This window comes from Paraburkholderia sp. USG1, from assembly GCF_031570135.1.
GTDB lineage: Bacteria > Pseudomonadota > Gammaproteobacteria > Burkholderiales > Burkholderiaceae > Paraburkholderia > Paraburkholderia dioscoreae.
The window spans coordinates 232,813-258,947 of the sequence record NZ_JAMWXW010000007.1; the positions used below are offsets into that span (position 1 = coordinate 232,813).

Annotated in this window: 23 protein-coding genes; 5 read left to right on the forward strand and 18 right to left on the reverse strand. The window is 57.8% G+C overall.

Translation table 11 applies throughout. The features are described 5' to 3' along the window. Positions 1–192 precede the first annotated feature (192 nt). The 7 genes from NE850_RS12250 to NE850_RS12275 form a co-directional block, all read right to left on the reverse strand. Positions 193–1,164 carry an ABC transporter permease gene (locus NE850_RS12250; protein ID WP_165185177.1) on the reverse strand — a complete coding sequence of 324 codons (972 nt, stop codon included), beginning with the start codon at positions 1,162–1,164 and terminating at the stop codon, positions 193–195. Next, complete coding sequence (locus tag NE850_RS12255; RefSeq protein ID WP_310698805.1) at positions 1,161–2,138, reverse strand: ABC transporter permease; 978 nt, start codon at positions 2,136–2,138, stop codon at positions 1,161–1,163. The genes NE850_RS12250 and NE850_RS12255 overlap by 4 nt, the downstream gene beginning before the upstream one ends. Further along, entirely contained in the window at positions 2,135–3,724 is a 1,590-nt protein-coding gene (locus tag NE850_RS12260; RefSeq protein WP_165185174.1) for a sugar ABC transporter ATP-binding protein, read from the reverse strand. The genes NE850_RS12255 and NE850_RS12260 overlap by 4 nt, the downstream gene beginning before the upstream one ends. 64 nt (positions 3,725–3,788) lie before the next feature. Further along, the gene (locus NE850_RS12265; RefSeq protein WP_165185171.1) at positions 3,789–4,904 is read right to left on the reverse strand and encodes a substrate-binding domain-containing protein; all 1,116 of its coding nucleotides are present in this window, start codon (positions 4,902–4,904) and stop codon (positions 3,789–3,791) included. A 916-nt stretch (positions 4,905–5,820) separates the two neighbouring features. Beyond that, entirely contained in the window at positions 5,821–6,105 is a 285-nt protein-coding gene (locus NE850_RS39470) for a transposase (protein ID WP_165185168.1), read from the reverse strand. Between the two features lie 234 nt (positions 6,106–6,339). Next, positions 6,340–8,142, reverse strand: a complete 1,803-nt coding sequence (locus tag NE850_RS12270; protein WP_165185165.1) for an acyl-CoA dehydrogenase — start codon at positions 8,140–8,142, stop codon at positions 6,340–6,342. 351 nt (positions 8,143–8,493) lie between these two features. Next, a complete protein-coding gene (locus NE850_RS12275) occupies positions 8,494–9,618 on the reverse strand; it encodes an LLM class flavin-dependent oxidoreductase (protein WP_165185162.1) in 1,125 nt (374 codons plus the stop codon). Positions 9,619–10,218: 600 nt separating this feature from the next. Here NE850_RS12275 and NE850_RS12280 point away from each other — a divergent pair. Next, on the forward strand, positions 10,219–11,304 hold the full coding sequence (locus tag NE850_RS12280) for an SDR family oxidoreductase (RefSeq protein WP_165185159.1): 1,086 nt from the start codon (positions 10,219–10,221) through the stop codon (positions 11,302–11,304). Positions 11,305–11,426: 122 nt separating this feature from the next. Continuing rightward, complete coding sequence (locus NE850_RS12285; protein ID WP_165185155.1) at positions 11,427–12,476, forward strand: sugar ABC transporter substrate-binding protein; 1,050 nt, start codon at positions 11,427–11,429, stop codon at positions 12,474–12,476. Positions 12,477–12,916: 440 nt separating this feature from the next. On the opposite strand, the gene NE850_RS12290 is transcribed toward NE850_RS12285, so the two are convergent. From NE850_RS12290 to NE850_RS12305, 4 genes are all read right to left on the reverse strand, one after another. Then, positions 12,917–13,906 carry a quinone oxidoreductase gene (locus NE850_RS12290; RefSeq protein ID WP_197740208.1) on the reverse strand — a complete coding sequence of 330 codons (990 nt, stop codon included), beginning with the start codon at positions 13,904–13,906 and terminating at the stop codon, positions 12,917–12,919. Between the two features lie 282 nt (positions 13,907–14,188). After that, on the reverse strand, positions 14,189–14,584 hold the full coding sequence (locus NE850_RS12295; protein ID WP_197740207.1) for a flavin reductase family protein: 396 nt from the start codon (positions 14,582–14,584) through the stop codon (positions 14,189–14,191). Positions 14,585–14,909: 325 nt separating this feature from the next. Next, entirely contained in the window at positions 14,910–15,245 is a 336-nt protein-coding gene (locus NE850_RS12300) for a hypothetical protein (RefSeq protein ID WP_165185153.1), read from the reverse strand. 152 nt (positions 15,246–15,397) lie between these two features. Beyond that, positions 15,398–16,252, reverse strand: a complete 855-nt coding sequence (locus tag NE850_RS12305; protein ID WP_310698806.1) for an AraC family transcriptional regulator — start codon at positions 16,250–16,252, stop codon at positions 15,398–15,400. Positions 16,253–16,640: 388 nt separating this feature from the next. Here NE850_RS12305 and NE850_RS12310 point away from each other — a divergent pair, with 388 nt between their 5' ends. After that, a complete protein-coding gene (locus NE850_RS12310) occupies positions 16,641–16,877 on the forward strand; it encodes a GntR family transcriptional regulator (RefSeq protein ID WP_232064112.1) in 237 nt (78 codons plus the stop codon). Between the two features lie 154 nt (positions 16,878–17,031). On the opposite strand, the gene NE850_RS12315 is transcribed toward NE850_RS12310, so the two are convergent. From NE850_RS12315 to NE850_RS12340, 6 genes are read right to left on the reverse strand one after another with little or no spacing between them, the layout of a single operon-like run. Continuing rightward, the gene (locus NE850_RS12315) at positions 17,032–17,169 is read right to left on the reverse strand and encodes an SDR family oxidoreductase (RefSeq protein ID WP_310698807.1); all 138 of its coding nucleotides are present in this window, start codon (positions 17,167–17,169) and stop codon (positions 17,032–17,034) included. A 25-nt stretch (positions 17,170–17,194) separates the two neighbouring features. Continuing rightward, positions 17,195–17,800, reverse strand: coding sequence for an SDR family NAD(P)-dependent oxidoreductase (locus NE850_RS12320; RefSeq protein ID WP_310698808.1), 606 nt, complete (start codon positions 17,798–17,800; stop codon positions 17,195–17,197). Between the two features lie 25 nt (positions 17,801–17,825). Next, positions 17,826–21,299 (reverse strand): indolepyruvate ferredoxin oxidoreductase family protein, encoded by a 3,474-nt coding sequence (locus tag NE850_RS12325; protein WP_165185146.1) that lies wholly within the window; start codon positions 21,297–21,299, stop codon positions 17,826–17,828. Between the two features lie 2 nt (positions 21,300–21,301). Then, entirely contained in the window at positions 21,302–22,531 is a 1,230-nt protein-coding gene (locus tag NE850_RS12330; RefSeq protein WP_165185143.1) for an acyl-CoA dehydrogenase family protein, read from the reverse strand. A gap of 1 nt (position 22,532) precedes the next feature. Continuing rightward, complete coding sequence (locus NE850_RS12335; protein ID WP_310698809.1) at positions 22,533–22,880, reverse strand: DUF6285 domain-containing protein; 348 nt, start codon at positions 22,878–22,880, stop codon at positions 22,533–22,535. Next, on the reverse strand, positions 22,880–23,986 hold the full coding sequence (locus NE850_RS12340) for a phosphotransferase family protein (protein WP_310698810.1): 1,107 nt from the start codon (positions 23,984–23,986) through the stop codon (positions 22,880–22,882). The genes NE850_RS12335 and NE850_RS12340 overlap by 1 nt, the downstream gene beginning before the upstream one ends. 344 nt (positions 23,987–24,330) lie before the next feature. On the opposite strand from NE850_RS12340, the gene NE850_RS12345 reads away from it, so the two are divergent. Both NE850_RS12345 and NE850_RS39475 read left to right on the forward strand, forming a co-directional pair. After that, positions 24,331–25,281: a LysR family transcriptional regulator gene (locus tag NE850_RS12345; RefSeq protein ID WP_165185136.1), complete on the forward strand. Its 951-nt coding sequence runs from the start codon at positions 24,331–24,333 to the stop codon at positions 25,279–25,281. A gap of 27 nt (positions 25,282–25,308) precedes the next feature. After that, on the forward strand, positions 25,309–25,518 hold the full coding sequence (locus NE850_RS39475) for a carotenoid oxygenase family protein (protein WP_405044829.1): 210 nt from the start codon (positions 25,309–25,311) through the stop codon (positions 25,516–25,518). 245 nt (positions 25,519–25,763) lie between these two features. Here the strand turns inward: NE850_RS39475 and NE850_RS12350 are convergent, their stop codons facing one another. Next, positions 25,764–26,114, reverse strand: coding sequence for a hypothetical protein (locus NE850_RS12350; RefSeq protein ID WP_232064111.1), 351 nt, complete (start codon positions 26,112–26,114; stop codon positions 25,764–25,766). Positions 26,115–26,135 lie beyond the last annotated feature (21 nt).

Consider the following 26,135-nt stretch of genomic DNA (forward strand, 5'->3'; position numbering starts at 1 on the left):
AGAAGTTGGCTCATCTTTATCTCGCCTCCCCAATATCAATTGAACTTGTCTCCGCCTTCAAGCAGATTGATATTTTCTTTATTGAATCGTAGTCCTACATTTTTCATCTGAAAAATGGATTTTTTCGATTACCCAAACTGAACAACGCGAGATGGATGCCGGCGTTGAGCACGCCGGCAACGGCCCAAGGTCTTATGCAGCTGCAGTGGTTTGACGAATGCTGTAAAGACTGACCATGCCCACGATTAAAACCCCGTAGCAAATCTGCTTAATCGCCTCAGGGACGTGCATGAGGGAGAGCATGCTGCTGATGAGCGTGATGACTAGGACACCGGCAATGGTCCCACCGTATGTGCCCTTCCCGCCCAGAATGCTTGTGCCCCCGACGACGACAGCCGCGATACCCGGCAAGAGATACGGGTCACCCATTCTTTGATAGGCCTGCCCCGCGTAACCGGCTAGCAGCATCCCAGCGATGGCGCTGCAGACTCCGGACAAAACAAACGCACCCAGGACCACGCGGCGAGTATCGATGCCAGACAGGTAAGCAGCCTTCTCCCGGGACCCGACCAGATAGATGTATCGGCCAATCACTGTGCGACGTAGAAGCCACATCAGCCCAACGGAAAAGACAATCCACAGCAGGACCGAGTTAGGCACGAGATTGAAGAGTTTTCCGCTTCCCAGCATTGTCATCAGGTGTGATGGCTGGCTCGCGACCACTGCATTGCCCGCGTAAAACGCACTGGCGCCAAGCAATATCGCGTTTATCGCGAGCGTCCATATAAGCGACGGAATGCGCAGATACGCAACCCCGAAGCCGTTCAGGATGCCAATGGCCGCGCCCGCGACCAGCCCGGCCAGCGGACTAAGTTCCACCCACTCGCTACCGCCGCCAGCCTGCATCACCGCCGTCGATACGATGGCGGAGACACTCAAGGTCCACGGGACCGAAAGGTCGATATGGCCCACGAGAATGACCAGCATCGCACCGGCCGCAATGATACCCAGCAGCGCTCCGCTCTGAAGTTGAAGCAACAGATAACGCGGAGACAGAAACTGGTCATGCACCATTCCACCGACCGCAATCAGTATCGTGAGCACGATGAGTAGAGCTCGGGTCGATGTGTCCATGGAGATGCGGGGGAAAATGCTCTGGTTCATTGAAACACCTCCAACCGGTTGCGAATGCCGACCAGTCCCAGCGCGCCGACCACCACCGCGCCCACGAGAACAAGGCCATCGAAGAGCGGTTGTGCGGATGGGGGTACGCCCAGGAAAAACATAAGGCTTCCAATTGTGCGCAAGATAAATGCGCCCGCGATGGAGGCAAGGACACTGCCGGAACCGCCGCTCAGGGCGGTCCCGCCTAACACCACTGCAGCCACGGAATTGAGCGTGTAAGGCATGCCTGTCGTTGCGTCACCACTGAGCGTCTGAAGTGCCAAGAAAAGTCCGCCCGTTGCGGCGAATATGCCGGCGAGCGTGTACGCGGCGACCTTGGCTCTCGCGACTGGGAGACCCGACATGAAAGCGGACGCTTCTGCCGAGCCGACAGCCAGGATGGCTCTTCCTGTCAGCGAACGTTTGACCGGTAGCCAGAAAAGCAGCACGAGGACCAGCAGGTAGAGAAGCGAGGTCGGAAACCAGTCTGCAAAGGCCCCCGTCAAAGCGTCGCTTAGGCCCTCGGATACACTTCCACCGGGTGCCGGCCGGACAAGCAGCGCGACGCCCGTGTAAGCAGCGCTTGTACCAAGGGTCGCGACGATGGGCTGTATGCGGCCAAACACGATAATCATCCCGTTGACCAGGCCACACAATGCGCCAATTGCAAGCACGGCAGCGATGCCAGCAGCGACCTGTACCGGACTACCTTGAACCAGCTCTGAGGTAACGCTGTTGCACAGTGCCATGATGGAGCCGATTGAGATGTCGATTCCACCGGCCAGCACAACAATTGTTTGCCCAACCGCTACGAGAGCAAGACCGACCCCCTGATTGGCCCACGCGGTGAACACGTTCACCGAGCCGCCTCGCGGGTGGATGCAAAGGAAGAGAAGCAGCAGTGCGGCGAGGACAGCACCCGCCATCAGATAGCGCGACTGGTACCGCAAGAACGAAGGCATTGAGGTTTTCATCGCGCGTAACTCCCAAGTTGTGCATCCTGTGACACAGAAGCAGGACTCTGCGCGGAGCCGGAGTTGGACAGATTCATCGAATCCATCAGAATCTGCTGCTCATTCAGGCTCGCGCCGGAAAGGACCGAACGAACTTTTCCGTCGTACATGACGGCGACCCTGTCGCACAACCCAATCAGTTCGTCGTAGTCGCTCGAGTAGAGAAGAATGGCCATGCCCTTCTCCGCAAGGTCGCGAAAGAGTCGATATATCTCCTGCTTGGTACCGACGTCGACGCCGCGGGTCGGGTCCATCAACAGCAGCAATTTCGGTTGGGTCGCAAGCCACTTTCCCAATAGGACTTTCTGTTGGTTCCCTCCGGAGAGCGTCGCGACCGGCAACGACGGGTCTGGCGCCTTGATTTGCAGTGCATTGACCAACTCCATGACCATCGACTTTTCAGCCTTGTCCTTGATGGCGCCGCGCCGGGTGAACCGACTGAGCGCGGCGACGCTAAGGTTATCGGCCACCGAGCGACGGATGAACAGACCCTCGGTCTTGCGCTCTTCAGGGACGAAGGCGAGCTGGAACTCCTTTCCTTTGCCGGCCCTCGGACTCGCGGGCACCCCTAGTCTCTCCCCCACATGGATTTCCCCTTCCACGTTTGCAAGAACGCCACTCAGGGCAAGTAACAGTTCACGCTGCCCCTGCCCATCGAGGCCACCTAACCCGACAATCTCGCCCGGGCGAACCTGCAGGTCTATGCCTTTGAGTACGTTGTTCCAACTCAAGCCTGCTAACCGTAGATAAGCCGGGTGTAACGACGCTGCCTCCGGCTTCGGCGGGTAGACCTGTGCGATTGGACGGCCAATCATGAGCTTGACGATGTCTTCGTGCGACCGCGTGCCGGCGGGGAAGCTCGCTACGCGCTCGCCGCTCCGAAATACGGAGCACATGTCAGCCAGCGCGTCGATTTCGTGCATGCGATGTGAGATGAAGAGCACGCAAACACCGTCCTCGCGCAACCTTCTCAGCAGACTCAGGATTTTGTTGACATCCCCCGCGGCGAGCGCGGAAGTCGCCTCATCCAGAATCAGTACACGGGGACGCTGAATGACTGCCTTGGCGATTTCGATAATTTGCCGCTTGGAAAGCGATAGGTCCGAGCAGCGCTCCGAGAGGTTAAATTCCCCCTCGAATCCCATCTCCGCCAGCACCGCCGCTGCTTCGGTGTTCTGGCGTGCCCCGTCAACAAGTCCGTAGCGCCGGGGCGGCTTTCTGATGCAGATGTTTTCAGCCACCGTCAGATGCGGTACGAGCGACAGTTCCTGAAATATGCAGACAACGCCCGTTTCCAATGCGTCGGAAGGTGTCGACATACTCAAGGGCGAGCCGCCGAGGGTGACAATTCCACTGTCAGGCTTGACTACGCCTGCGAGGATTTTCATCAGGGTGCTTTTACCCGCACCGTTCTCGCCAAGGATTGCGTGAATCGAACCTCGCGAGGCGCTAAACGAGATGTCCTTCAAGGCGGTCGTACCGCCGTAGCGCTTCGTTACACCGTCCAGGCGCAGGAAGCCATCAACCACATCATGTGCATTCACCATGTACCTCTCTTCGTGACATCAATTGATGGATGCCGCATCGAGCACGACATCCGTAGCCGAACGCTCAGTTGTTGTCAGCCAGGAATTTGTTGACTTCCTGTGGCGTGAAGGAGATGCCGCAGTCCACGTAGCTCGCTACCGTTTCGTACGTGTCCGGGAGATTGGGGAAATAATTGACGTCGGGTTTCATGTCCTTCGTCAGGACATACGGAATCGGCAGATACGCCCGGGTCGGGAATGTCTTTCCTTGCAGGAGCGCCACCGCTGCCTGCAGGGCAACCGGACCTTGGCCAGGCGAGGTAGAGACAGCGACACCCGGAAGCTTCTGTGCAGCGAGCGCTTTTACAAAGCCATTAGCGGCATCGCCACCGACAGGGATTGCTGGGCTGTGCGCGGCTTGAAGTGCGCGCGTGACGCCCTGGCAGCCATACTGGCAAGTTACCGCGTCGAAGTTTCCGTTCACGGCGATTGCATCGGAGACAACCTTCTGGACCGTACCTGTATCCCAGTTGCCGACAACCTCGGTGACCTGAATGTCCTTGTAGTTGCTGACAATCTTCTGCACACCAGCATGGAGGTCCCGGTCAGCCGCGTTGCCAGCCGGCCCCCGGACTTCGAGCAGTCTGCCCTTCTTGACCGGCATCTGGTCAAGAGTGGCCTGGGTACGAATCGACTCGAAGCGGGTCCACTCCGGCGTAATCTGCAGTATCTCTGCGTTGTCGACCGGATTGTCAAACGACACCAGGATTGCTCCCGCCTTTTTTGCGCGGCGGATGACTGCATCGAATGCCTTGGGGTTGACCGGGTCAAATGCAATCACGTCGTAGCCGGCTTCAATGAAGTTGTCGACCGCCGCGATTTGCGCCGCGACATCGGCTCCCGTGCTAACGACTTTCAGTTCCTTGATGTTGCGCGCATTCTCCGGTCGCGCTGCCCACGCACGGCTTTCCTGAATCATCTGGGTACGCCAGGGGATACCGGTATAACCGTTGACCAGTGCTACCCTGTACGGGCCCGGGCGCGCCGGGTACTTAATCGTCGTTGTGACGCCCGGCGCGGGCTTGTAGCAGGCTGGCATGTACGTATCAGCCGCCACCGATGTCAGCGACGTGGCCAGCGATGCTACCGCCAGACCAACTGCTGCCGCCAAAGGAATGCCACCTCTCTTTGCACGCTTCATCTTCGTCTCCAATATTTTCTCAATCCGCACAGCGCAAGCTCTTTTGGCCGCATCTGTTTTTTCGGTTCGGGCAGTCCCGCTGAAGGCCAACCGCCCTTCCTACTAGCACTGACGTACCTCTCGACCTCACTGGGCGATACTTTTTGCTTTGCAAATCAGACTTACAGAAACCAGACTATTTTATTTCGGATACCGAACTACGCTAGGTTGCATACCCGACTGAAAACACGCGTCCTGACTACTCACTTCGTCTTACGAAACCTTTGTTAAGCGCCGCCGAACAAAGTGTTTTCAGGCCGTGTGAAGCACAGGATAAATGACGTCACAGGCAATCCTTTCTCTGAAACTTCCGAAAACAGATTTCAGAAAAAGTGAAATCAAGTGGCTTGCGAAAACAATTTATTCATGAAGTGGAATGCCGCCTGCAACGTTCGCTGCGCCCAATGTCGTTTACCCTCTAGTCAGGTCGGCCATGCGAAATGAATATTGACTCAGAGCTCGTTCGCTCTTATCGTCACTTTGACGCACCCAGGACGACATTGAATTGATGGCGCAGTCCGCCTGACTACGAGTCGTTGGCGAGACATGAGAGGAGCTCCACGTAACCGCGCGGCCCCGCGCGGAGCCATCGACTGGCAGTGTTCGGTGTGCGTGCGGCGGTTAATCCCGCACAGCAGAAATTAACCAGTATCGCGCGGGGATGCTGAAGCTTTACACGAGGCGCGCGCTAGCCACGCGGCTGAGGCTTTTCCCGGATGACGGGGTCATGAATACCGTCAGGTCATTCTGAGGATGCGTTTGAGACCGTCGATGCGGACGGGTGGCCTTCGGAAAATTTGATTTTTCTATCCAGACCGGTTCAGTCCGATTGAAATCGGTCCGCTAGCGTGGAGGAATCGCTTGCCTCCTGCACCCATCATCGACGCGTCGTCCTCACGTCGAAATCTCCGGCGATGCCCAGTTCCGATAGCACCTTGGCAATCAGTCCAGTTCGCTTCCACTCCAGCCATTTCAGGTAGCACGTCTGGGATGCTGGATATGAGGACGGCAAATTTTGCCACTTTTCGTTATTAATCAAAACCCAAAGAATGCCATTAAGGACGGCGCGAGGGCAGGACCGAGGTCTGCCGACACGGTGCTTTGGTTGATTTTCAAAATAATGCGAAATGCAGCCCCACTGCTCATCCGAGAGAGGAATCATTTTGGTCGCCCCAAGCGCTTTGATGACGTAGACCCTTTCCAGAGCTCAAAACGATGCTGCGCCTGGTGAGCCCCTTATCAAAATTTCCATTTCAACCGTGCCGCTGGTCAAAACCCGGTGAATGCCGCACCGCCAATGACATCGTTTTTCCTCCGACGCGCGCGGGCCCAATTGCACGACCCTTCGCCAGTCGAACTCTCGTGTGCACTTGTGTCTGACGCGCCCTGGGCGCCGTCAAAAATCGTCTTCGGCGAGCGCAAGTGAAGCTTCGCCGTCTTTCGCGCTCAGTATTGAAGCGGCGAGTGCTGGCGCCTGTGGCAGGATGTAGTCTGCAAAAAAGTGTGCCGTCGCAATCTTGGCGCCGTAGAAGTCGGGGGCGCCCGTTCGCTTCCTGACCGCCACCACTAGCGCACGGGCCATCTGCCAACCGGTGAGTACGACGCCGGCGAGCTTCAGGTACAGCACGCCGCCAGCTGCGACCGCATTCGGGTCGTGCCTGTTGGTGTCCAGCACGAAATGCACAGCATCCGTCAATGCTTTTAGTCCATCTTTCAGACGACCGTGCATCGCACGACAGGCGTTCCCCGCTTCTCCAGCGTCGATGCTCTCCAGTTCGGCCAGAGTTTTCGCCACCGCCTCGAGTATGACTCGAGCAGTTGCACCGCCGTCCCTCAACGTCTTCCTCCCGACCAGGTCGTTTGCCTGGATGGCGGTTGTTCCCTCATAAATCGGGAGAATCCGTGCGTCACGGTAGAACTGCGCTGCGCCCGTCTCCTCAATGAACCCCATGCCCCCATGCACCTGCACGCTAAGGCTCGTCACCTCCAGCGACATCTCGGTGCTCCATCCCTTGACGATGGGCACCAGAAACTCGTAGAGGGCCCTGTGGCTGTCCCGTGTTGCGCTGTCCGCCGCATAGTGTGCGTAGTCAAGATGAGCCGCTGCCACATACGCCAGCGCCCGAGCGCCTTCGGTCAGCGCACGCATGGTCGTCAGCATCCGTCGCACGTCTGGATGGTGAATGATGGCGACCGGCTGTCTGGATGAACCGTCTACGGGACGGCTTTGCACACGCTCCTTCGCGTAAGTCACAGCCTTTTGATACGCCGCATCGGAAACACCAATTCCCTGCAGGCCGACCGCGAATCTGGCCGCGTTCATCATGATGAACATGTATTCGAGGCCCCGATTCTCCTCGCCAACCAGGTAGCCTACCGCGCCGCCGTTGTCACCGAATTGCAGCACGGCCGTAGGACTCGCCTTAATACCGAGCTTGTGCTCGATTGACAGGCATCGAACATCGTTGCGCCCACCCAGTGAGCCGTCTTCGTTGACTAGGAATTTGGGCACGACAAACAGCGAAATACCTTTTACGCCCGCAGGCGCATCAGGCGTCCTGGCGAGAACCAGATGGACGATGTTGCTCGCCATGTCGTGTTCGCCGTAGGTGATAAAAATCTTCGTACCGAACACCGCATAGGTGCCGTCGTCGCCTGGAACCGCCCGAGAGCTGACCAGCGACAGGTCGGAACCAGCCTGCGGCTCAGTGAGGTTCATCGTCCCAGTCCATTCACCCGAGATGAGCTTGGGCAAGTACCGTTCTTTCAGCTCGGTGGACCCTGCTGTCAGCAGCGCCTCGATGGCACCGTCTGTCAGAAATGAGCACAGGGCGAAAGACATATTTGCCGCGTTCTGCATTTCAGTGCATGGCGTCGCAATCAGCTTTGACAGGCCTTGACCACCGAATTCGGTGGGATGGACGATACCTTGCCAACCGCCTGCGGCGAACTGATGAAATGCTTCCCTGAAACCCGGCGTTGTGATGACGTTGCCGTCCTGCCATGCACTCGGATTCTTGTCCCCTTCGAAGTTCAGCGGCGCCACAATCTCAGAAGTGAATTTCGCGGCTTCTTCCAGGACGGCGTGTGCCGTTTCCAGAGTCGCATCTTCAAGACCCGGCAATGTAGAAGTCTTTGCGATATCGGCCAATTCTTCGAGTACGAAGAGCATGTCTTTGATTGGGGCGATGTAAGTCATTACAAATTTCCTGAATGTTGATGCGTACGAGCCTGCAAGACACCGACCTTGCGTAGGTCAATGAACGTGTTGGCATATGGCCCAGGGCCGACAACGGTCTTATCCAGACTTTTCCTTTCGCCTCGTTCGTTGGCTTCCGCGCGCACATTTACAGACGTTGCCTCATAAATGAAAAAGCCGCTCGCGTGCCCTTGGAGTGCACGCGAGCGGCGGAACCAGAACAGGAGATTTTTCCGGTCCCTCACAAGTAATGCGATTCAGAGTTCCGGGGTAGCGACGCAGGGTTCATGCAATGCGCCGCAGCAGCTCGGTATATCGCAGAAAAGGCTACGACGGTGGCCGAAAGAACACCTATTGCGCGTACTCGACCTGCTGCTTATCGGCCAGCCGGGGCTCCATGTACTCGCTCAGCCTCGGCATCACCTGCTTCGCCGTCAGTTCCATCGAACGGCGCCAGAGGGGCTCGTCATCCCACTCATGGAAGGTGGTCAGGAGCGTTCCGAACGGACCGGTCTTCTCGCTGAACGCCACCAGCTGTTCAACGACCGAGTTTGCGTCGCCGGCAATAACCATCTCGCGAATACAGTGCTCGATGTTCACCTCGTCGTCGGTCATGTCGGGGCGCGACTTGAAAATGCTCGCGTAACCGATGGCCTTCAGGTGAGTGACCATGAAGTCGAAGTACGTGGCCAGCGCGTTGGTTTCGCGGGCCAGGTATTCGTCGGCCTCGGCCTGCGAATCGGCAACAAACACGGAACGGGCGACACGCCAGTTCCGGCGGTCGGGTTTGACCCCGGCCGACAGCGCGCCATCGGTGTAGGCCTGCCAATGCGATGCGACTGTAGAAGCCAGATTGAAGTTGGCCGAAATGACGTCCCAGTCGTTCGCCCCAGCAAGTTTCGCGGTGCTCGAAAAATTACTCATTGCAGACGTGGCAACCCGCGGGAACGGATTCTGATAAGGGACCGGCATCAGTCCGACGCCCAAGTCTTCGTGAACGGTGTTCTTGATACTGACCTCGTGATGCGCCGTCTTCAGGTCGTATGGCGCATCGGTGTTCCAGATAGCGCGAATCATCTGGTAACACGACGCAAGCATTGCCCCGCTCGCCTTGTGGTCGCTCTTGTACACCTCGAAGTCCGATGCAAGGCCACCTGGGCCAATGCCCATAATGAAGCGCCCTTTCGACATATGGTCGAACATGGCTGCGTCCGCCGCGATGCGGGCAGGGTGATGATGTGGCAAATTCAACACGCCAGTGCAGAGCTTGATGCGCTCGGTAAGGGGAATCAGTGTCGAGAGAAACTGTAGCGCGTTGGTTACCGGTTCCGTTCGCTGCGAAGTGTGTTCGCCCATCCAAAGCTCGTCATAACCTACCTTGTCCGCGTGAATGGCACACGCAATGTCCATGTCATACATTGCGTGATATGGTGCCCCAGACAAATGGAGCGGCTGCATGAAAATGCCAAGTTTCATTTCATCTCCTTACTCTTTCTATGTAAGACCAGCATCTGACCGTCTACGCGGTACGTTTTGATTCTGGCTAGGCATCAAGCCGGACCGCTTATCCGGGACACGGACAAGCGGTGGCAGTGCTCTCAGGCACTCCTCGAACGTATGAATAGTCTGAAATTCGGGTAACTGTGCAGCCGCCCAGACACACCGGATGCTCTCCTATCTCCGGAGGCACCACGTCGAAAACATCGCTGACGTTCCGATTATTTCATTGCCTCACTAAATACCAAGCAAATCGAAACAATGTTATTCGCCTCGTTATTAGCCACAGGATAAGTGACGGACGGGTAATTGATTTTCTGAGATTTCAGAAAACAGATTTCATAAAAACTGATGACTCTCACCCGGCTCGAGATGCGTGTCGTTTACCCTGAAAATGACTCACTAATCATAAATGAATATTGACTCATAGTTCGTTCACTCATATCGTCCGTCTCAGGGCCGTGCGTAAGAACGAGTCCAAGTTCAAGGTAGTTCAGAGCAGAGCCTCGCGCATAGCATGGAGCGAGAGCAACACGACCCATCCGCATCATTGTCCAATTAACCTTCAGAAAGGTAACCATGACGACGAACACAGGGTCTGCGCCAGCTCGAAGACTCCTCATTGTGGGTGGCTACGGCGTAGTCGGGACTGCGGTGGCGAGCGCCATGCGAAACACTGACTGGACCGTCCTGACTGCGGCACGACGCGCGGCCCCAACTCAAATGCTCGCCGGAGCCCCAGCCGCGGACCACCTGCGCATCGATTTGCTTAACCCGGCAGAGATAAGCGACGCCCGCTCCAGACTTGAAAGCGTGACCGACGTCGTTTATTGCGCATACGCCGAGAGGGAATCGATGGCTGCGGCTGTTGAGCCCAATGCCTCGATGCTCGGCAACGTACTTAAAGGGCTTCGAATCGCGGGCGCGAGATTGCAGTCTGTTGTTCTCATCGGCGGTGGCAAGTCATACGCGGAACACCTCGGAGCCTACAAATCGCCCGCCAAGGAAAGTGACCCGCGCTTCATGGGCCCGATTTTCTACAACGACCAAGAAGACATTCTCTGGGCTCGTGCACAGACACAGGGTTACAACTGGACCGTGCTACGGCCTGATGCTGTAATCGGTCCAAGCATTGGCTCACCGATGAACCTTGTCATGGGAATCGCGGCGTTTGCCGTAACCAGTCGTGAGTTGAATGTGCCGTTGCGATTTCCAGGCAGCCTGGCGGCATGGTCCGCACTCCATCAGGCGACAGACTCTGAAATTCTCGGTCAAGCCGTGCGGTGGGCGCTCACATCTCCTTCCGCTCGCAATGAAATCTTCAATGTCACGAACGGCGACAACTTCCGGTGGCAGCACCTCTGGCCTGACGTGGCAGAGTTCTTCGACATGCCGGTCGCCGCGCCCCAGCCCATGTCTCTTGCCGAACAGATGCAGGACAAGGCAAGCCTCTGGGAACGGACAATCAGAAAGCACAATCTGAAGCCGACACTGTGGTCCGAGCTGGTGTCATGGCCATTTCTTGACGGTCAGCTGAACTTCGGCACCGACATGGTCCAAAGCACCATCAAGATTCGGCAGGCTGGCTTTGGTGCATGCGTTGATTCGCATCAGAGCATTCTTTCCCACTTGCGTCGGCTACGTGATTACCGCCTGATTCCCTAGGTGCGTACCGATATTGCTGGAAGTAAATTGAAATGAGACTGGTGGAGACAACAATGAAACATATAACGAGACGCGCCCCTCACGCATTTGCGAGCGCTATGGTACTTGCGCTCGTAGCGGCAATGGCACCGCAGATTGCGACGGCCGCCGAAACTTTCATGCCGGCTTGCTATACCCCCGCGCCAGCGTCCGCGGGCACGATTCAGTACCCGGCTCGCACGGGACCCTACAGGGTGGCGCTGGTCTATGGCTTCAGCGGCATTCCGTGGCTCACACAGATGGTTCAGGAAACGCAGGCGTGGGTTGCCCGACCCGAGAATGCAAAGAACATCAAGGAACTGAAAGTGGTCGGCACCGGGTCCGACGTTGTCGCCCAAATCGCTGCAATCGATAGTTTCATCCAGGTCGGCTATGACGCCATCGTCTTTGATTCGGTGAACCCCAAGGCGTTCGACGCGGTTATCCGGCGTGCAAAGCAGGCGGGCACAGTACTTGTGTCATTCGATAACGTTGTAGACAGTCCCGATGTGTTCAGAGTCACTCCGGATTTCAAGGCATTCGGCGTACTTAAGACTCAGACGGTCGTTGACCTGATGCCAACAAAAAAAGGCCGATTGCTCGAAGTGCGTGGACCGGCGGGTGCCCCAAATGACCGAGCCCGACATGCTGGTGCGCGCGAGGTCCTGGATAAGTACAAGGACATTCAGGTTACAGAGGTAGTCGGCAACTGGGATACCGGCACCGTTCAGAAAGTCGTCTCCGATGCCATCGCCGTGAATGGCAATTTCGACGCAATTGTTTGTCAGCACGGGTGCCAAGGCGTAACCAACGCTCTCAAAGCAGCGAACGGTCCGGCAACGCCCGTCGGCGGCGACGCTGTCAATGGGTTCGTCAAGGCGCTGGTGTCTCAGAAAATTCCCGGGATATCTATTTCAACGTCTCCCGGTCAAGGTCCCGTAGCGATGCAGGCAGCCATCGCACTACTCCAAGGCAAAGCCCTTCCTTCTCTTGCCTACCTTCCGCCTCTTCATGCAATGACTAAGGACATGAAGGTCGATGTCAACTACTTTCCTGAGCTGCCCGACAGCTACGAGACCGTCTCCAGCTACACCAACTGTGGCGTAGTGCTCAAACCTCAGGAATTCACAAAACTTTCGGCGAAAGACAAATAGCCCGCAAGCTTGAACGGACCGAAGCGGAACCGCAACGTCGCGTAGGTAGCGACGGCCGGCCGAAGATGATTCGTTCAGCAGGTGGCCGCCTCGAAGGCGGCCACTCGCAACACGGATTGGCCCGTAAGTCGGCTGCAGCGGCGCCGAGCTGTAATGAGCCTTCAGGAGGAGTTCCACTCACGTGCGAATCGCAGGCCAGAGCCAGCGTCTAGTCGTGTGCGGAACATCCAGCCCGTTCTGCTTGTAGCGCAGGCGTCAAGCTGCAGGAAAGTGACTGACAAGGCAGGATATATCGATGCGTTCACTGCGCAGGTGCTCAATTTGATGCGAAATTGCCGTTCATTGCGACGATTGCGCTGTCACGTGTGGCCCTCTGCCTCGGCTTCTAACAAGGGGCTCTGTGACAGCACAAACAAATGCGAACAAAGCTCGCTCAAGCATCAGACCTCGAGAATGACAGAGCCCATTGACTTGCCGCTCTCAATAAGGCGGTGAGCATCGGCAGCCGCGGCAAGGGGGAACCGCGCGCCAATGTGCACCTTTAGCGCACCGGACAGGATATGTCCGAAAAGCTCATCCGCTGCCACCTGAATGTCCTGCAAGGTCTTCAGATAGGGCGAGAGACCCGGCACGCACACCGAAAGAGACTGATATGGGCCGAGGTCTGCCAGGTCCAACGTTGGCAGAGGTCCGCCAACCTGGCCGAGATTGACCGCGAGACCGAATGGCTTGATAACCGCGAGCGAACGCTTGAGCGTGTCACCGCCGACGCCTTCGTAGACCACATCGACGCCTTCGCCTTTCGTCAGCTCTTTCGTCGCTTCCGCGAAGTCGACCTCTTTGTAGAGGATGGTTTCGTCTGCGCCAACGGACTTTGCCAACTCCGCCTTTTCAGGCGAGCCGACTGTCCCGATGACGCGCACACCGATGCTCTTCGCCCACTGAACCAGCAAAAGACCAAGGCCACCAGCTGCGCTATGAACTAGAATGGTGTTGCCCGGCTTGAGTTCACGAACACCCTTTAGCAGCATATGGACCGTCATGCCCTGCAGGCTGATTGCTGCTGCGACCTCATTACTGATGCCCTCGGGAAGGCGCATGAGCATCCGTTCGGGCATGATGCGGCGACTTGCATAGGAACCCGTCGTAACCGACCTCGGGTAACTGACATGGTCGCCGACACGGACCCGCGTCACCCCCTCGCCGACCGCCTCAACAATCCCGGCGGCTTCCACGCCAAGTGCACGCGGTAGTTCGCCAATCGGAAACAGGCCTCGGCGATGATAGGTGTCGACGAAGTTGATGCCCACGGCATCCTGCCTCAGAAGAACCTCACCCGGCCCAACGTCTCGAAGTGTTACCTTCTCCAGACGCATCTGTTCCGGACCACCAAACTCATGAATTCGTACCTCGTCAGCTTCCCAACTCATTTACATCTCTCCAGTTTTTTCGCACTAAAACAACATTCGCAATTGCGTCTTCGCGACCACCCAATCGAACCCAGTTGCGCATGCCGTCTCCTGATTAATTCCTCGCGGGGAGGCGAAACCACCGCGCTCGATTCCATCTGACTTCTTGCCCTCAACTTTCCATATCACCTGCATCCAGACGACGTATCGCCCTCCCGTATAAACGAGAGGGTCTCGAACTTCTGGCACGATGACGTTGTGTACATTTCCGATGATGACCGTATGGGTGCCGTGCTCCACCTCTCAGGCAACGGAGCAGAACACCGCGGGCGCATCATCGATGTACGGCAATCCAGCAGGTCCAGCTCGCCAACGGCCTTGGACAAATCGCTGGTCTCGATTATCGGGCCGGCTAAATCTGGCGCTGATTTCCTCATGAATGGATTGCAGCAGAACTACGCAGAAGACCCCGCTGTCCTTAATCACCGGCGATGCGCTTGCTGAACGGTTCACGCATATCAGCGCGGACGCCGGGTTCATTGACACAGAGAGGAATGTCGTCGTGGCGAGGCCATGGGGACGGCCGTTTTCGTCGACAGTAGTGACCAGCGCTACTGAAGATGCGCCCCGGCTCATGGCCGACTTGAAGCTCGCGGCAAGCTCCAGTGGATGGGTAATCCTCTCGATATCTGCTAGCACTTCCGCGTCTCCTTCTGTTCTACTGACACACACCAGAAGGCAACAACAGTAGCACCGAACACCCCGACAGCAGTGTTCACATTTGGCGAAATTACTTTTCTAATTTGCCGAATATCGGCTCGACTGTGACCACTCGCACGTGCGGTAGCAGAACGAGCCGTCTACAGCGCCTGTTCGATTTCATCTGCGGCGCGGTTGCGCTGCGCGGGCGTTCTTAGTTGTCCGCCCGCGCTTGCTGCCTCTGTGTTTTTTGCTAAACGCGCAAACTGTTCACGGCAACGCGACGATATTCGGCTGCAACCAACATCGTCGCAACGGATGTGCGCTATTTGTATTCGATGAGGACTTCGCGGTAAGGGGTGGGCCCGGCATTCAGAGCCTTGTGCGTCGCGGGTACGCGCGCGCCCTTGCCAATCTCCGAGAGCACCTCCAGGTAGCCGTGCTCCAACTTTAGCGAGAAGATTCCTCCGGTGGGGACGTCGAAGACCCCGAGGTCCTTACCTTCTTCGTCGTAGATTTGGAGCGGCGCACCGGCAATCGCATACCACACGTAGTCGCGCTCGTGCGTGTGAAGGGGCGTGCACTCCCCGGGTTCGAGGGTGAAGTTCCACACGATTACCTTGTCGTTCTCAAAAACCTTTTCGCTACCCACTCCGGCCATGATTGTCTCCTATATGTTGGACTGTTCATCGGTCATCCCGAAGGTGGCCGCGGAAGAAGTACTTCCAGGTCGTCGCCCGGTTCTTTTAGTTATAGGTGGCAATCTGACGCTTGAACTGTCGACTTATCTTTCCGGATGGTTCTTTTCATGCCTTACCGGAGAATCGGAGTGACCAACTCCACTTTCCGACGGTACTGGCTAGGTGTAACCCCCTGTTGGGCCACAAAGAAACGCGTGAAGTTGCCTGGCGAGTCGAACCCCATCTGCCAGCCGATTTCCATCAAAGGGGCGTCGGGCGAAGAGACACGGGCAATCGAGGCTTCCATGCGCAGCATCGTCGCAAATGTTGCCGGCGTCACGCCAGTCTGTTTGCGAAAAAGATGAAAAAAGTGAGGTCGGGACAGGTTCGCTGAACGCGCAATCTCATCGAAATCAACGGTAATCCCACTCGTGTACTGCATGAGCTCGATGCAATGCCGGATGCGTGCGTCGAATGCCACCCCTCCTATCAACTCGCATGCCGAAAGGTGGGGTGAAGGTTGAGCCTTCGCAGTGATTTCAGCAATCAGCGCGACGATTGTCTCCTCCACGATTCTCCCCCAAGGTGATTCCCTCACAGCAAGCATATCTAGCAGCTCGTCACGAATTCTTGCAATTCTGCCTTCCGCTTCGCAACCGGGGCTGCTGAAAAACCGCGGATGTGCACTCAGCGAGAAACGACGGTCAACTTTACGAAGCCAATCCGGCTCCAGGTAGAGCGCCAGAAGCGTGGCCGGCGGCGAAAGGGGTTTCTGCTCATAGAAGTGCGGCTCCCAAGCATTTACGAGGAGTACGGTTCTGGCGTCAAGGCGATGCTGCCGCTCCCTGATGCCAAATTCGATTGCTCCCCCGCCGACCTTGAATATGATGTGGCACACACGATGAGCATGGACCGCCATGGGCTTGTCGATAAGTACCAGTGCGACGCGACCAAACTCTCCGTGAAGAATTCTTAGAGCGTCTGACATTTCATCGTCTCCTATGCTCTTCTGTCGTTTCGTCCAGACCTGCGGGGAACGACTTCGCATGCTGCAGTGCACACGCACTTCGCATCGGCTCGCTCTGCGTGAGCATCGACGTTGCTCGATGTCGGGTAGGTCGCCGAGGCCCCGAGCATCGCTGCGCTCTAACCGCCGCCGCGTCCCGAACGACCGAATCAGGCTCAAACCAGTATGCTGCCAATTGGCAACAAATACGATACCGCAGCTGTGTTGAAGCCACAGCAAAATCTCGCTACATGCCCCTGCCAGGTGTGCGCCGACTGCAAAACGCAATCGCCTGACAAAACGCCCAGCGAACGTGCCAGCCCTCAGTTATCCCCTCGCGCAGTAATGGGCGCCAGCAACGGAGCAGACAATGGCAGGCTACGCGTCTCTCATTCGGGAAAGCGAACCGCACGTGCGCGAGACCAGCGCTCCAAAGCGCGCCAGACCAACCGTAAAGGAACTTCACGAGCATCTGAAGGAGATGGCTGTCCTCCATGCGAATCGGCCAGGCGAGCGAGTGAACAAACTCGAACTCAAGGAAAAGTTCGAGGTGAGCCGGCCTCCTCGTCGAGAGGCGCTCAACCGACTTATCGCCGAAACCTTCTGACTTTTGGACCCAACCGGTGATTCTTCATCCGGGAGCTGCACCGTCAGGACATCTTCGACCTTTTCGAGATGCGGCGCAGCATGCAAGCAGCCACGGTGCAACTTGCCGCCGGGCCCGCCGACGCCAAAGCCACGCGCGACACCGAGGCTTCAGGTCAGAGCGAACTGATAAGATGACCGCCGTCAACTGTCACGACAGAGCCGGTCATAAATGAGGACGCGCCAGACGCCAGAAGAAGGATTGGTCCGTCGAGCTCGGCCGGCTTGCCCAACCTGCGCATCGGGATGCGCATGACCAGTCGCTCTCCTGCCTCGCTCTCAAAAAAAATCCCGATTCAGGTCAGTTTCGAAGTACCCCGGCGCGATGGCATTGACACGAATCCGGTGTCGCGCAAGTTCGAGTGCTAGCGCCTTGGTCATCTGAATCACGCCAGCTTTGCAGACAGCGTACGCGGTTACCTGCTGGGCAACACGCAGGCCTAGAATCGAAGCGATATTGACCACGCGTCCCGGCGCATCGACTTCCCTGAGGCTATCGGCGAAGGCGCGGGTCATTTTCCATACACCGTTAAGATTTACCTCAATCGTCTGGTTCCATGAATCGTCACTGGTGGCAAGCGCGGGCGAGTGGTGAGCCACCCCAGCATTGTTCACAAGCACGGACGGCCGCCCGAGCGTCGAGGTGACTTCCTGGAGGCATCGCGCAATAGAAATCGCGTCGGTTACATCAAGCGCAAATGCCTGTGCCGTTTGGCCTTCATCGCAGAGCGATTGGGCCAGCGTCTGACCGCTGAGGAGCCGCCGGCCGCACATTGCCACTCGACAGCCCTGTGCCGCCAACGTCTTTGAGAAGTGAAGACCCAGTCCACTGAATGCGCCTGTTACCAGCACCGTCGTGCCTGCCAGGTTAAAGTCGAACGCCATGCATGTTCTCCGGTCCTTGCGTTATTCAGGCGACCTGCTTGAGCTCAATCACCGATGGCTTCGCCAGTTGGGCGACTGCGTTCGCCCATTCCGCGTCTACGGACTTGAAATTGCGCTCCTTGACGTGTCCGTACCCACGTATCTTCTCCACCATGTTTGCTGCACGGAGTGCGGTCTTATAATTGCGCGCGGTGCCATACCGCAGAATCTCGGCAACAGTGTGCTCATAGCGAGGTATCAGGGCGCGTTCCATTCGACGCTCAGTCGTGTACCCGAACACGTCGAGGGCGGTTCCCCGGAGCACCTTCATCTTCGCGAGCATCCGGAACGCGGGCAGAATCCAGGCCTTATACTCCTTCTTGCGCGGCTCGCCGCTCAGTACGTCTTTGCCCGCAACGAGCGGCGGCGCAAGATTAAATGCGATACGGAAGTCTCCCTCAAACTGCTGCCGGATACTCTCGACGAACTCCGGTGAAGAATGAAGCCGTGCGACTTCATACTCGTCCTTGTACGCGAGCACCTTGAAATAGCCGCTTGCGACGGCGCGCGTGACGCTCTCCTCGCGCGGCATAACAGTGCGCTCCCAGTCGCGAACCTTGCCGACGAGCTCGCGGAGACGCTGGCCATAAGCAGCATTCTGATAGTCGCTCAGGAACCTGACTTTGCGCTCGATGAATTCGTCGAGTGTCGACGAAATCCGGAGGGACTCGCTCACCGGCTTCGCCGCGACAAGTGCGCGCTCGGCTGCAGTGGGCGATAGTGCAGCCCGGCGGCCCCACAGAAAAGCTTCCTGGTTCATCCTGACACCCGCGCCATTGAGCTCAATGGCGGCGTTGATGGCCTCGGAGCCAATCGGGATGAGACCACGCTGGTAGGCGTAGCCGAGCATGAACATATTGCCCGCAATCGTGTCCTCGAACAGGTTGAGGGCGTATTTTGTCGCCTCAACAAACTCCGCACGGTCGCCCCCGACGGCATCGGTAATGGCCTTTCGCATTTCCGGCGCAGGGAACCTGAGGTCGGGATGGCGCGTAAATTCGCCTGTCATGACCTCGTGCGTGTTCACGAGCATGCGTGTTGCACCCTTTCGCGTCGCGGCGAGCGTCTTGCGGCTCGCTGCCACGACCATATCGCAGCCCAGAACGACATCAGCACCACCCGCGGCGATGCGGATAGCCTTGATAGCGTGTGGGCTCTTTCCAAAGCGCAGGTGCGACCATACCGAGCCACCCTTCTGGGCAAGGCCAGCCATGTCAAGAATTCCGCACCCCTTGCCTTCCAGATGAGCAGCCATGCCAAGAATTGCGCCAATGGTCACAACCCCGGTACCACCAACGCCCGTCACGATGATGGAGTAGACGCCGTCTTCGACAGAGGGCAGTTCAGGTTCAACCAGTGCCGGGAACAGTTCGATGTTCGGTTTGATGGCGCCGCCCTTTCTGAGGCTGCCGCCATGCACTGTCACGAAGCTTGGGCAAAAGCCGTTGTTGCATGAGTAGTCCTTGTTGCACGAGGACTGGTCGATGACCCGTTTGCGCCCGTGCTCCGTCTCAAGGGGAACCAGCGAAACGCAGTTGGACTTCACGCCGCAATCGCCGCAGCCTTCGCAGACGAGGTCGTTAATGACAAGGCGCTTTGCAGGGTCGGGGAACTGATTGCGCTTGCGGCGACGACGTTTCTCGGCCGCGCAGGTCTGGTCATACACCAGCACTGTCACACCTGGAATGTCGCGTAGCTCCTCCTGAACCTTTTGCAGTTCGGAACGGTGGTGGATGGTCACGCCCTGTGCCCAGCCGGCATCCGCTGGATATTTTGACGGCTCGTCCGTCACGACCGCGATGCGGCTCACGCCTTCAGCGCGCACCTGCCGCGTGACGGCCATCGGGCTGAGCTGTCCGTCGTGCCGTTGACCACCGGTCATTGCCACCGCGTCGTTGTACAGAATCTTGAACGTGATGTTGGTCCTGGCAGCAAGCGCTGCACGGACCGCGAGCAGGCCTGAATGGAAATAGGTGCCATCGCCCATGTTCTGGAACATGTGACCACGCTTTGAGAACGGTGCCTCGCCAACCCACGCCATCCCCTCGGCGCCCATCTGCGTGAAGCCCTGCGTGTTGCGCTCCATCGTCTGTGCCATCCAGCCACAGCCGATGCCGGCGTAGGCCTTACTTCCTTCAGGAATAACCGTCGACGAGTTATGCGGGCAGCCACTGCAGAAGTAAAAGCTGCGTAGCATGGCTTCAGGCGTGAGTTCCACCTGGCTCAGTTCAGTCAGGAAAGCGACCCGCTCTGCAATGCCTGCGTCGCCCGTATGCTGCGCGAGGCGTTGACCCAGAGCGATTGCAATCTGAATCGAACTGAGCGCCATTTCGACCGGAAAGAGCTTCTTGCCCTGCTCGTCGTGCTTTCCGATAACGACCGGGGCGTGAGGCTGCCGATACAGGATGTCTTTAACCTGGAATTCAAGCAGACTGCGCTTTTCTTCAACGACCATGAGAAGGTCAAGCCCGGATGCGAAGTCCCGAATACCCTGAGGCTCGAGTGGCCAGGTGCAGGCCACCTTGTAGATGGCAACGCCCATTGACTCCAGGTCGCCCTCCGTGACGTTCAGGTCGTCAATAGCCTGCAGGAGGTCCAGGTAATTCTTGCCGTGCGTCACGATACCGATTCGCGCGTGAGGCGTGCCAAGTGCAACCCGGTCAAGTCCGTTCGCGCGAACGAACGCCCGAACAGCATCAAGTTTATGATTGTGAAGCCGGAATTCCTGCTGCTGGGGTGTGTCCGGTTGTCTGAGGTTGAGGCCATCCGGCGGCATTTCGAACGCCGTCGGAATCTGCGGCGTGACGCGTTCCAGGTCGACATCGATTGCAGCAGAGGCGTCAGCAACGTCTTTCACGCACTTGATGCCGACCCAACACCCCGAGTATCGCGACATAGCCCAGCCAAACAGGCCATAGTCGAGAATTTCCTGTACGCCACTCGGGCTCAAGATAGGGATTGACGCGTCGACTAACGCAAATTCCGACTGATGGCAGGTCGTCGACGACTCGCACGTGTGGTCGTCGCCCATCAACAGCAGCACGCCGCCGTTCCTGGAACTGCCAGCGAGATTTGCGTGACGGAAAGCGTCGCCACTGCGGTCAACGCCTGGGCCCTTTCCGTACCAGATGGAGAAGACGCCATCATACTTGCCCTCCCCGCCCACCTCGGCCTGCTGCGTGCCCCAGACCGCTGACGCCGCAAGGTCTTCGTTTATCCCCGGCACGACGACAACATTGGCCTTGCCCAGAAACTTCCTGGCCTTCCCGAGTTCGGCATCGTATGTGCCCAGCGGCGAGCCCCGGTAGCCGGAGATGTAGCCGGCGGTGCTCAGCCCATCTGCCTTATCCCGTCGCTGCTGCATCAACGGCAAACGCACAAGGGCCTGTACTCCGGTCAGGAACATGCGCCCGCTGTCGAGGGCGTACTTGTCGTCAAGCGTCACTGTTCGCAGAGTCACGGTCACTCCTTCGTGGTGGTAGGTTCGGCCGGTTGCGACTTCCAGTTCCAGATATCGCTCCCGGTTTCAAGGAGCGAGCGCGCAACGACCATCTTGTGGACTTCCGAGGCACCGTCAACGAGGCGTGCCTGCCGTGCGTACCGGTACATCCATTCGAGTAGCGTGTCCCTGGAATAGCCTTTGGCGCCGTGCAACTGAATGGCTGTATCGACGACGTGGTGCAATGTCTCCGATGCCGCGATTTTTGCCATCGATATTTCCGGGCGTGCGAAGTCGCCGGTGTCCATGCAGCACGCTGCGCGCATCGTCAGCAAGCGAGCGATGTCGAGCTTCATGGCTGCTTCCCCCAGCAGCCATTGCACGCCTTCACGCGCCGAGAGCAGGTTGCCGCCCGCCTTGCGAGTGTTCACATGGGCAACGGCGAGCTCGAGTGCACGGCGGGCCATCCCATTCCACCTCATGCAGTGGGTCAGGCGGGCTGTGCCAAGGCGTATCTGCGTTGCCTTGAGGCCATCGCCAACTTCCATGAGGCGATGCTCATCGGGGATTTCCAGACCATCGAACTCAATTTCGCAATGTCCCCCGTGCTCCTCCGGGCCCATAATCTGGATGCGGCGGACAATGCGCCAGCCAGGACTGTCGGCGTGAAAGAGGAAGGCGGAGAGCCCCCTTCTCGAGTCGGCCGATGTGCGCGCGATGAGGATGAAGTGAGCCGCGACCTCCGCGCCGGTAATGAACCACTTGCGACCGCTGATAATCCACCGGTCGCCCGCGCGCTCTGCGCTCGTCAGCATCATCGACGGGTCTGAGCCCGCACCCGGCGCCGGCTCGGTCATAGCAAACGCGGAACGGACTTTCCCCTCGATGATTGGCTGCAACCATTGGTCCTTCTGCGCAGGCGTTGCCACCTTGTTCAGAAGAATCATGTTGCCGTCGTCGGGTGCCGCCGAGTTAAAGACAACCGGACCGAAGATAGAGCGATTCATCTCTTCATAGCAGACCGCCATCTGGGCAATGAACAGGCCGCCACCACCGCGCTCGCGGGGCATCTGGAGCGCCCACAGACCGTTCGCGCGTGCCTGCGCGCGTAGTTCCCTGAGCAGGCTCTCGGAAATGTTCTCGTGCTGGTCGTAGGAGTCAGCCCTAAACTCGAGCGGTAACAGTACGTCGTTGACGAACGTCCGAATCTGGTCGCGCAACGCTCGCGTCCTGTTGTCAATTGAGAAATCCATTTCACGAGGTCCTTTCGGAGTTTTGCAGGGTTTCGAGCATGCGGGGGTTGTCGATTGAAAGTTCCTGTACGAGGCGATTTCGCAGGTTTGCGACGAGCGCAGAGCGCATCGGCGAGCCACCGTCAAACTGTCCCGCACGAATGCCTCCGGCAATAGCAACGTCCCCGAGCAGCGGCAGCGGCGCCGTCAGACGGAACGCTGCGTTGACGTGGCGGGCAACGATGCACATAGCATTGGAAACCATGAGGCCGCGATATCGGCTCTCATCCTTGAGCAACGGAAGAACATCCGCCGTGAGCGTGCTGTGCGCGATTTCGAGCAGGTCGACTATCTGGCCGGGGGCCTCCATCAGAGAATCTCCAGCAGGTTCAATGCTTCCAGTGTCAGGCCCGAGACCAGCCGGCCAGAGAGTGCGAGCTCGAGACTGCGCTGGGCACCTGAAGCGTGGCGCCTCTCCTGATGCAGTGCAATGACCGCCCATTTGACCTGCGCCAGTGCCTGCCAGTCGACTAGCTCGGACGCCTCGACACAATGCCCGGTGGCCATTCGATATCCGTCCAGAAAGCTTTGAAGCGGCCCGACTCCGCCAGCAGCCCTCTCAGTCCTGCCAAATCTCCAGCATGGTGCTGTGAACCATCCGAGGTCTTCATAAGGGTGCCCCCAGCCCGAAAACTCCCAGTCAAGAACTGCCGTAACACGTCCGCAATCGACCATGTAGTTGCCGGTCCGATAATCGCCATGCGAAAAAACCGCTTCGGTCATACCGCCGACCCGCAGCTCGACTTCGCGAAGACACAACTCAAGCGCCGGGTAGGTATCAGGCAAACTGTCGAGCTGCCGACGAAGATGGGTGATTGACTCAGACGCTGCCAAGCGTGGAGCATCCCCAAAGATAGCCCTAACGTCCGGGCAAGGCGCGCGATGGATGGTGCCAAGGATTTCACCCAGTTCGAACGCAAGCGCGTGCCTATCCGGGACAAGTACGTCGTTCCTGGCGAGAACGTGCCCCGCCGTGGTCCCCTTGACAAACTCCAGAATGAAAAACGGTTTTCCGATGACGCTCAGGTCTTCACAAAAGCCGTAGGGTTGCGGCACTCGTGCGCCTTGGCGCGACGCCAGACAATAGCGGCCGTATTCCTGCTTGCGGCTGCAACTAGCCGGGATTGCGCCATCTGCATCCGTCCTCAACACATACGTATCGCCATTCGTCATCTCAAGCCGCCAGTTTTCCTGGATGGCGCCCCCGGACAATTTCGACACTCGGGCAACGTCAGCCGGAACGATGTCCTCCTCTGACATCCAGTGCCCGAGTCTCGCAAGGGCGGCCACAGCCGGAAGGCCAGCCACGCCGCTGCCGCTTTGATTTGCAGCTTCATGCAACATAATTGTGTAGTCCGACGCACTGCCACGAGGAAAATTCGAGTCAGCCTGCTTCAATTTCACAAGCTCGTTCATATGAACATCTCCGGGAAAGGTGCATCACTGCTGTACCAACAGGTGCCCGTCCAAACTTCCGAACCACTATCCATGAAACCGCCCTGCCTACCGCCAATCCGTCCTGCACACGTGTCGACCATTCACTGAAAGACTGGCGGGAGCGCTGCATCGGAGATTACCCTTAGGTTTTTCTGCACCAATGCACGCGCAGCCAGACACTGGATACCTTAACGGGGCCACCAACCGGTCCCTGCGTGGCATCGATTGTGTACACTGCTGCGTTCATGGCTGCAGTATAAAAATGCTTTGCGCTGCCCGATATTGAAACTTCGGGATAGTGATATAGCTGGAAGGCAACCCTGATGATTCCGTCTCTTAATTCCATCGTTGGCCGTCTGCACGCGAAGCAACTTCGCCTGCTCGCCGCACTGGCAGACCATGGCTCGCTGCTGAACGCCGCGAAGGCGGTTTCAATGTCCCAGCCCGGCGCGAGCAAGGCGCTCCGGGAAATCGAGTCCATATTCGGCGTCGAGCTATTCGTCCGAACGAACCGGGGTCTCGAGCCCAACGCCGCGGGCCACTGCGTTATCCGCTACGCGCGCCTGTTCCAGACCGATATGGCCCATTTGCGCGAAGATTTGCTTGGCGTCATGCGCGGTTTTGGAGGACGGGTGTCGGCAGGAACAATCATGGGGGCGGTGCCGCTGCTAACCGATGGCATCAATCTCTTGTTGTCGCAACAACCGAAGATGTCAGTGGAGGTTATGGAAGACACAAGTGCATCTCTGCTTGACCTGCTCGATGAAGGACGCATTGAGCTGGCGTTGTGCCGGACAAGTGTGAGTCGCGCACCGGAGCTCTACACGAGTGTCATCATTCAGCACGAAACGCTTGCCATAATCGCAAGTGCAGGACATCCGCTGGCTCACGTGCAGCGCGTGAGCCTCGCTGACCTTGAGGATGCCCGCTGGATTGTTTATCGCACGAATATGCCAATTCGACGATTGCTCGAGCGTGAATTCCATGAAGCCGGGCTTCGAATGCCCGTGCATGTTGTGGAAACAACGTCGGCTTTTACGACAATGTCGCTCCTGCGGAAAGACCCGCAATACGTTGCACTGCTGCCAGTGCCAGTCGTGGAATTCTGCACATCCCAGGGGTGGGCCACGCAGCTCTCCCTCCGTGTTGCGTCGCGCAGCGAGCCGTACGAACTCGTGACCCGTCGCAGTGCGCCCATTTCTCCAGGTGCCCAGATGCTGATTAATGCACTAACTGAGGTGAGTCCGGTCGCATTGCCTGCATCGGCTGATTAGTCCCGGGCCAGTACGCTTCCAGTACCCGTGCGTCGGCCAAATGCGGTCCGTGCAGACGACGGTTGGATAATGGCCTACGCCGAGGACGCCATCCGCAATCCCAGCGACCTGGTCATTCTTGACGCGCAGGACGTCGGTGGCAACTCGATGGCAGGCGTCCGCCAGCCGGTTCGCGCGCCGTTGATTTCCCCGGGGAGCTGGATGCCCCCCCCGCTATCGGTGCGCCGAAAGCGGTAGTGAACAGTTCTCGTCGGCGCCTAGCTACAAGTCATCGAGGTCGATTTGGACAGCGTGGTCTACTGATTTCAGCGGTTCAGAAACGCCGTGATGTTCGGCGTTGTGCAACAATTCCCTCACGCTGATATCCTCGACGCCACAGCGCCCCTTGAACTGCGAAGTCCCACAAGCTTGCGCTGATTCGCGGGTAGTCAGCGGTGGTTACGGTTTCTGTCAGAACGAGCATTGTGGGCTCACGGAGGGTACTAAAGCCCAACCGGGTCGTTATCCTCGGTCTGCGAATCCAGATAGGCGCGCCAGGCTGCATTCCGCTTCGCTAGGTAAGCCTGAATCGAAGTCGCATCGATATCGACTTGGCCCGATGAACTTTTCGCCTCCACCTCGACCAGCACGCCAATGTTAAGAAGATGGCGAATGTGCGCTTGGCTGACGAAGAGAAATTTCACTGCTTCTTCAATGGTCATGACAGACACTTCAACGTGACTATCTCGTTGCATGGACAAAAGCGAGGTGCGCAGCCAGTTGTCGCTATGTAGGGTAGGCACCGCCGGCAGTAGCCAGTTCTCGCGCCGCACGGTCATCGAGTCGATACACATGTGTCCCGTTTCCGAGTGTTT

Coding starts and splice junctions, on each gene's coding strand:
- NE850_RS12335 (WP_310698809.1), bottom strand. CDS start 22,880: ATGGAGGCCCCCGGCCAGATAGTCGACCTGCTCGAAATCGCGCACAGC.
- NE850_RS12275 (WP_165185162.1), bottom strand. CDS start 9,618: ATGAAACTTGGCATTTTCATGCAGCCGCTCCATTTGTCTGGGGCACCA.
- NE850_RS12310 (WP_232064112.1), top strand. CDS start 16,641: ATGGCAGGCTACGCGTCTCTCATTCGGGAAAGCGAACCGCACGTGCGC.
- NE850_RS39470 (WP_165185168.1), bottom strand. CDS start 6,105: ATGATTCCTCTCTCGGATGAGCAGTGGGGCTGCATTTCGCATTATTTT.
- NE850_RS12250 (WP_165185177.1), bottom strand. CDS start 1,164: ATGAACCAGAGCATTTTCCCCCGCATCTCCATGGACACATCGACCCGA.
- NE850_RS12345 (WP_165185136.1), top strand. CDS start 24,331: ATGATTCCGTCTCTTAATTCCATCGTTGGCCGTCTGCACGCGAAGCAA.
- NE850_RS12270 (WP_165185165.1), bottom strand. CDS start 8,142: ATGACTTACATCGCCCCAATCAAAGACATGCTCTTCGTACTCGAAGAA.
- NE850_RS12300 (WP_165185153.1), bottom strand. CDS start 15,245: ATGGCCGGAGTGGGTAGCGAAAAGGTTTTTGAGAACGACAAGGTAATC.
- NE850_RS12330 (WP_165185143.1), bottom strand. CDS start 22,531: ATGGATTTCTCAATTGACAACAGGACGCGAGCGTTGCGCGACCAGATT.
- NE850_RS12305 (WP_310698806.1), bottom strand. CDS start 16,252: ATGTCAGACGCTCTAAGAATTCTTCACGGAGAGTTTGGTCGCGTCGCA.
- NE850_RS12285 (WP_165185155.1), top strand. CDS start 11,427: ATGGCACCGCAGATTGCGACGGCCGCCGAAACTTTCATGCCGGCTTGC.
- NE850_RS12290 (WP_197740208.1), bottom strand. CDS start 13,906: ATGAGTTGGGAAGCTGACGAGGTACGAATTCATGAGTTTGGTGGTCCG.
- NE850_RS12320 (WP_310698808.1), bottom strand. CDS start 17,800: ATGGCGTTCGACTTTAACCTGGCAGGCACGACGGTGCTGGTAACAGGC.
- NE850_RS12315 (WP_310698807.1), bottom strand. CDS start 17,169: ATGCGCATCCCGATGCGCAGGTTGGGCAAGCCGGCCGAGCTCGACGGA.
- NE850_RS12265 (WP_165185171.1), bottom strand. CDS start 4,904: ATGAAGCGTGCAAAGAGAGGTGGCATTCCTTTGGCGGCAGCAGTTGGT.
- NE850_RS12340 (WP_310698810.1), bottom strand. CDS start 23,986: ATGAACGAGCTTGTGAAATTGAAGCAGGCTGACTCGAATTTTCCTCGT.
- NE850_RS12260 (WP_165185174.1), bottom strand. CDS start 3,724: ATGGTGAATGCACATGATGTGGTTGATGGCTTCCTGCGCCTGGACGGT.
- NE850_RS12350 (WP_232064111.1), bottom strand. CDS start 26,114: ATGTGTATCGACTCGATGACCGTGCGGCGCGAGAACTGGCTACTGCCG.
- NE850_RS12280 (WP_165185159.1), top strand. CDS start 10,219: ATGACGACGAACACAGGGTCTGCGCCAGCTCGAAGACTCCTCATTGTG.
- NE850_RS12255 (WP_310698805.1), bottom strand. CDS start 2,138: ATGAAAACCTCAATGCCTTCGTTCTTGCGGTACCAGTCGCGCTATCTG.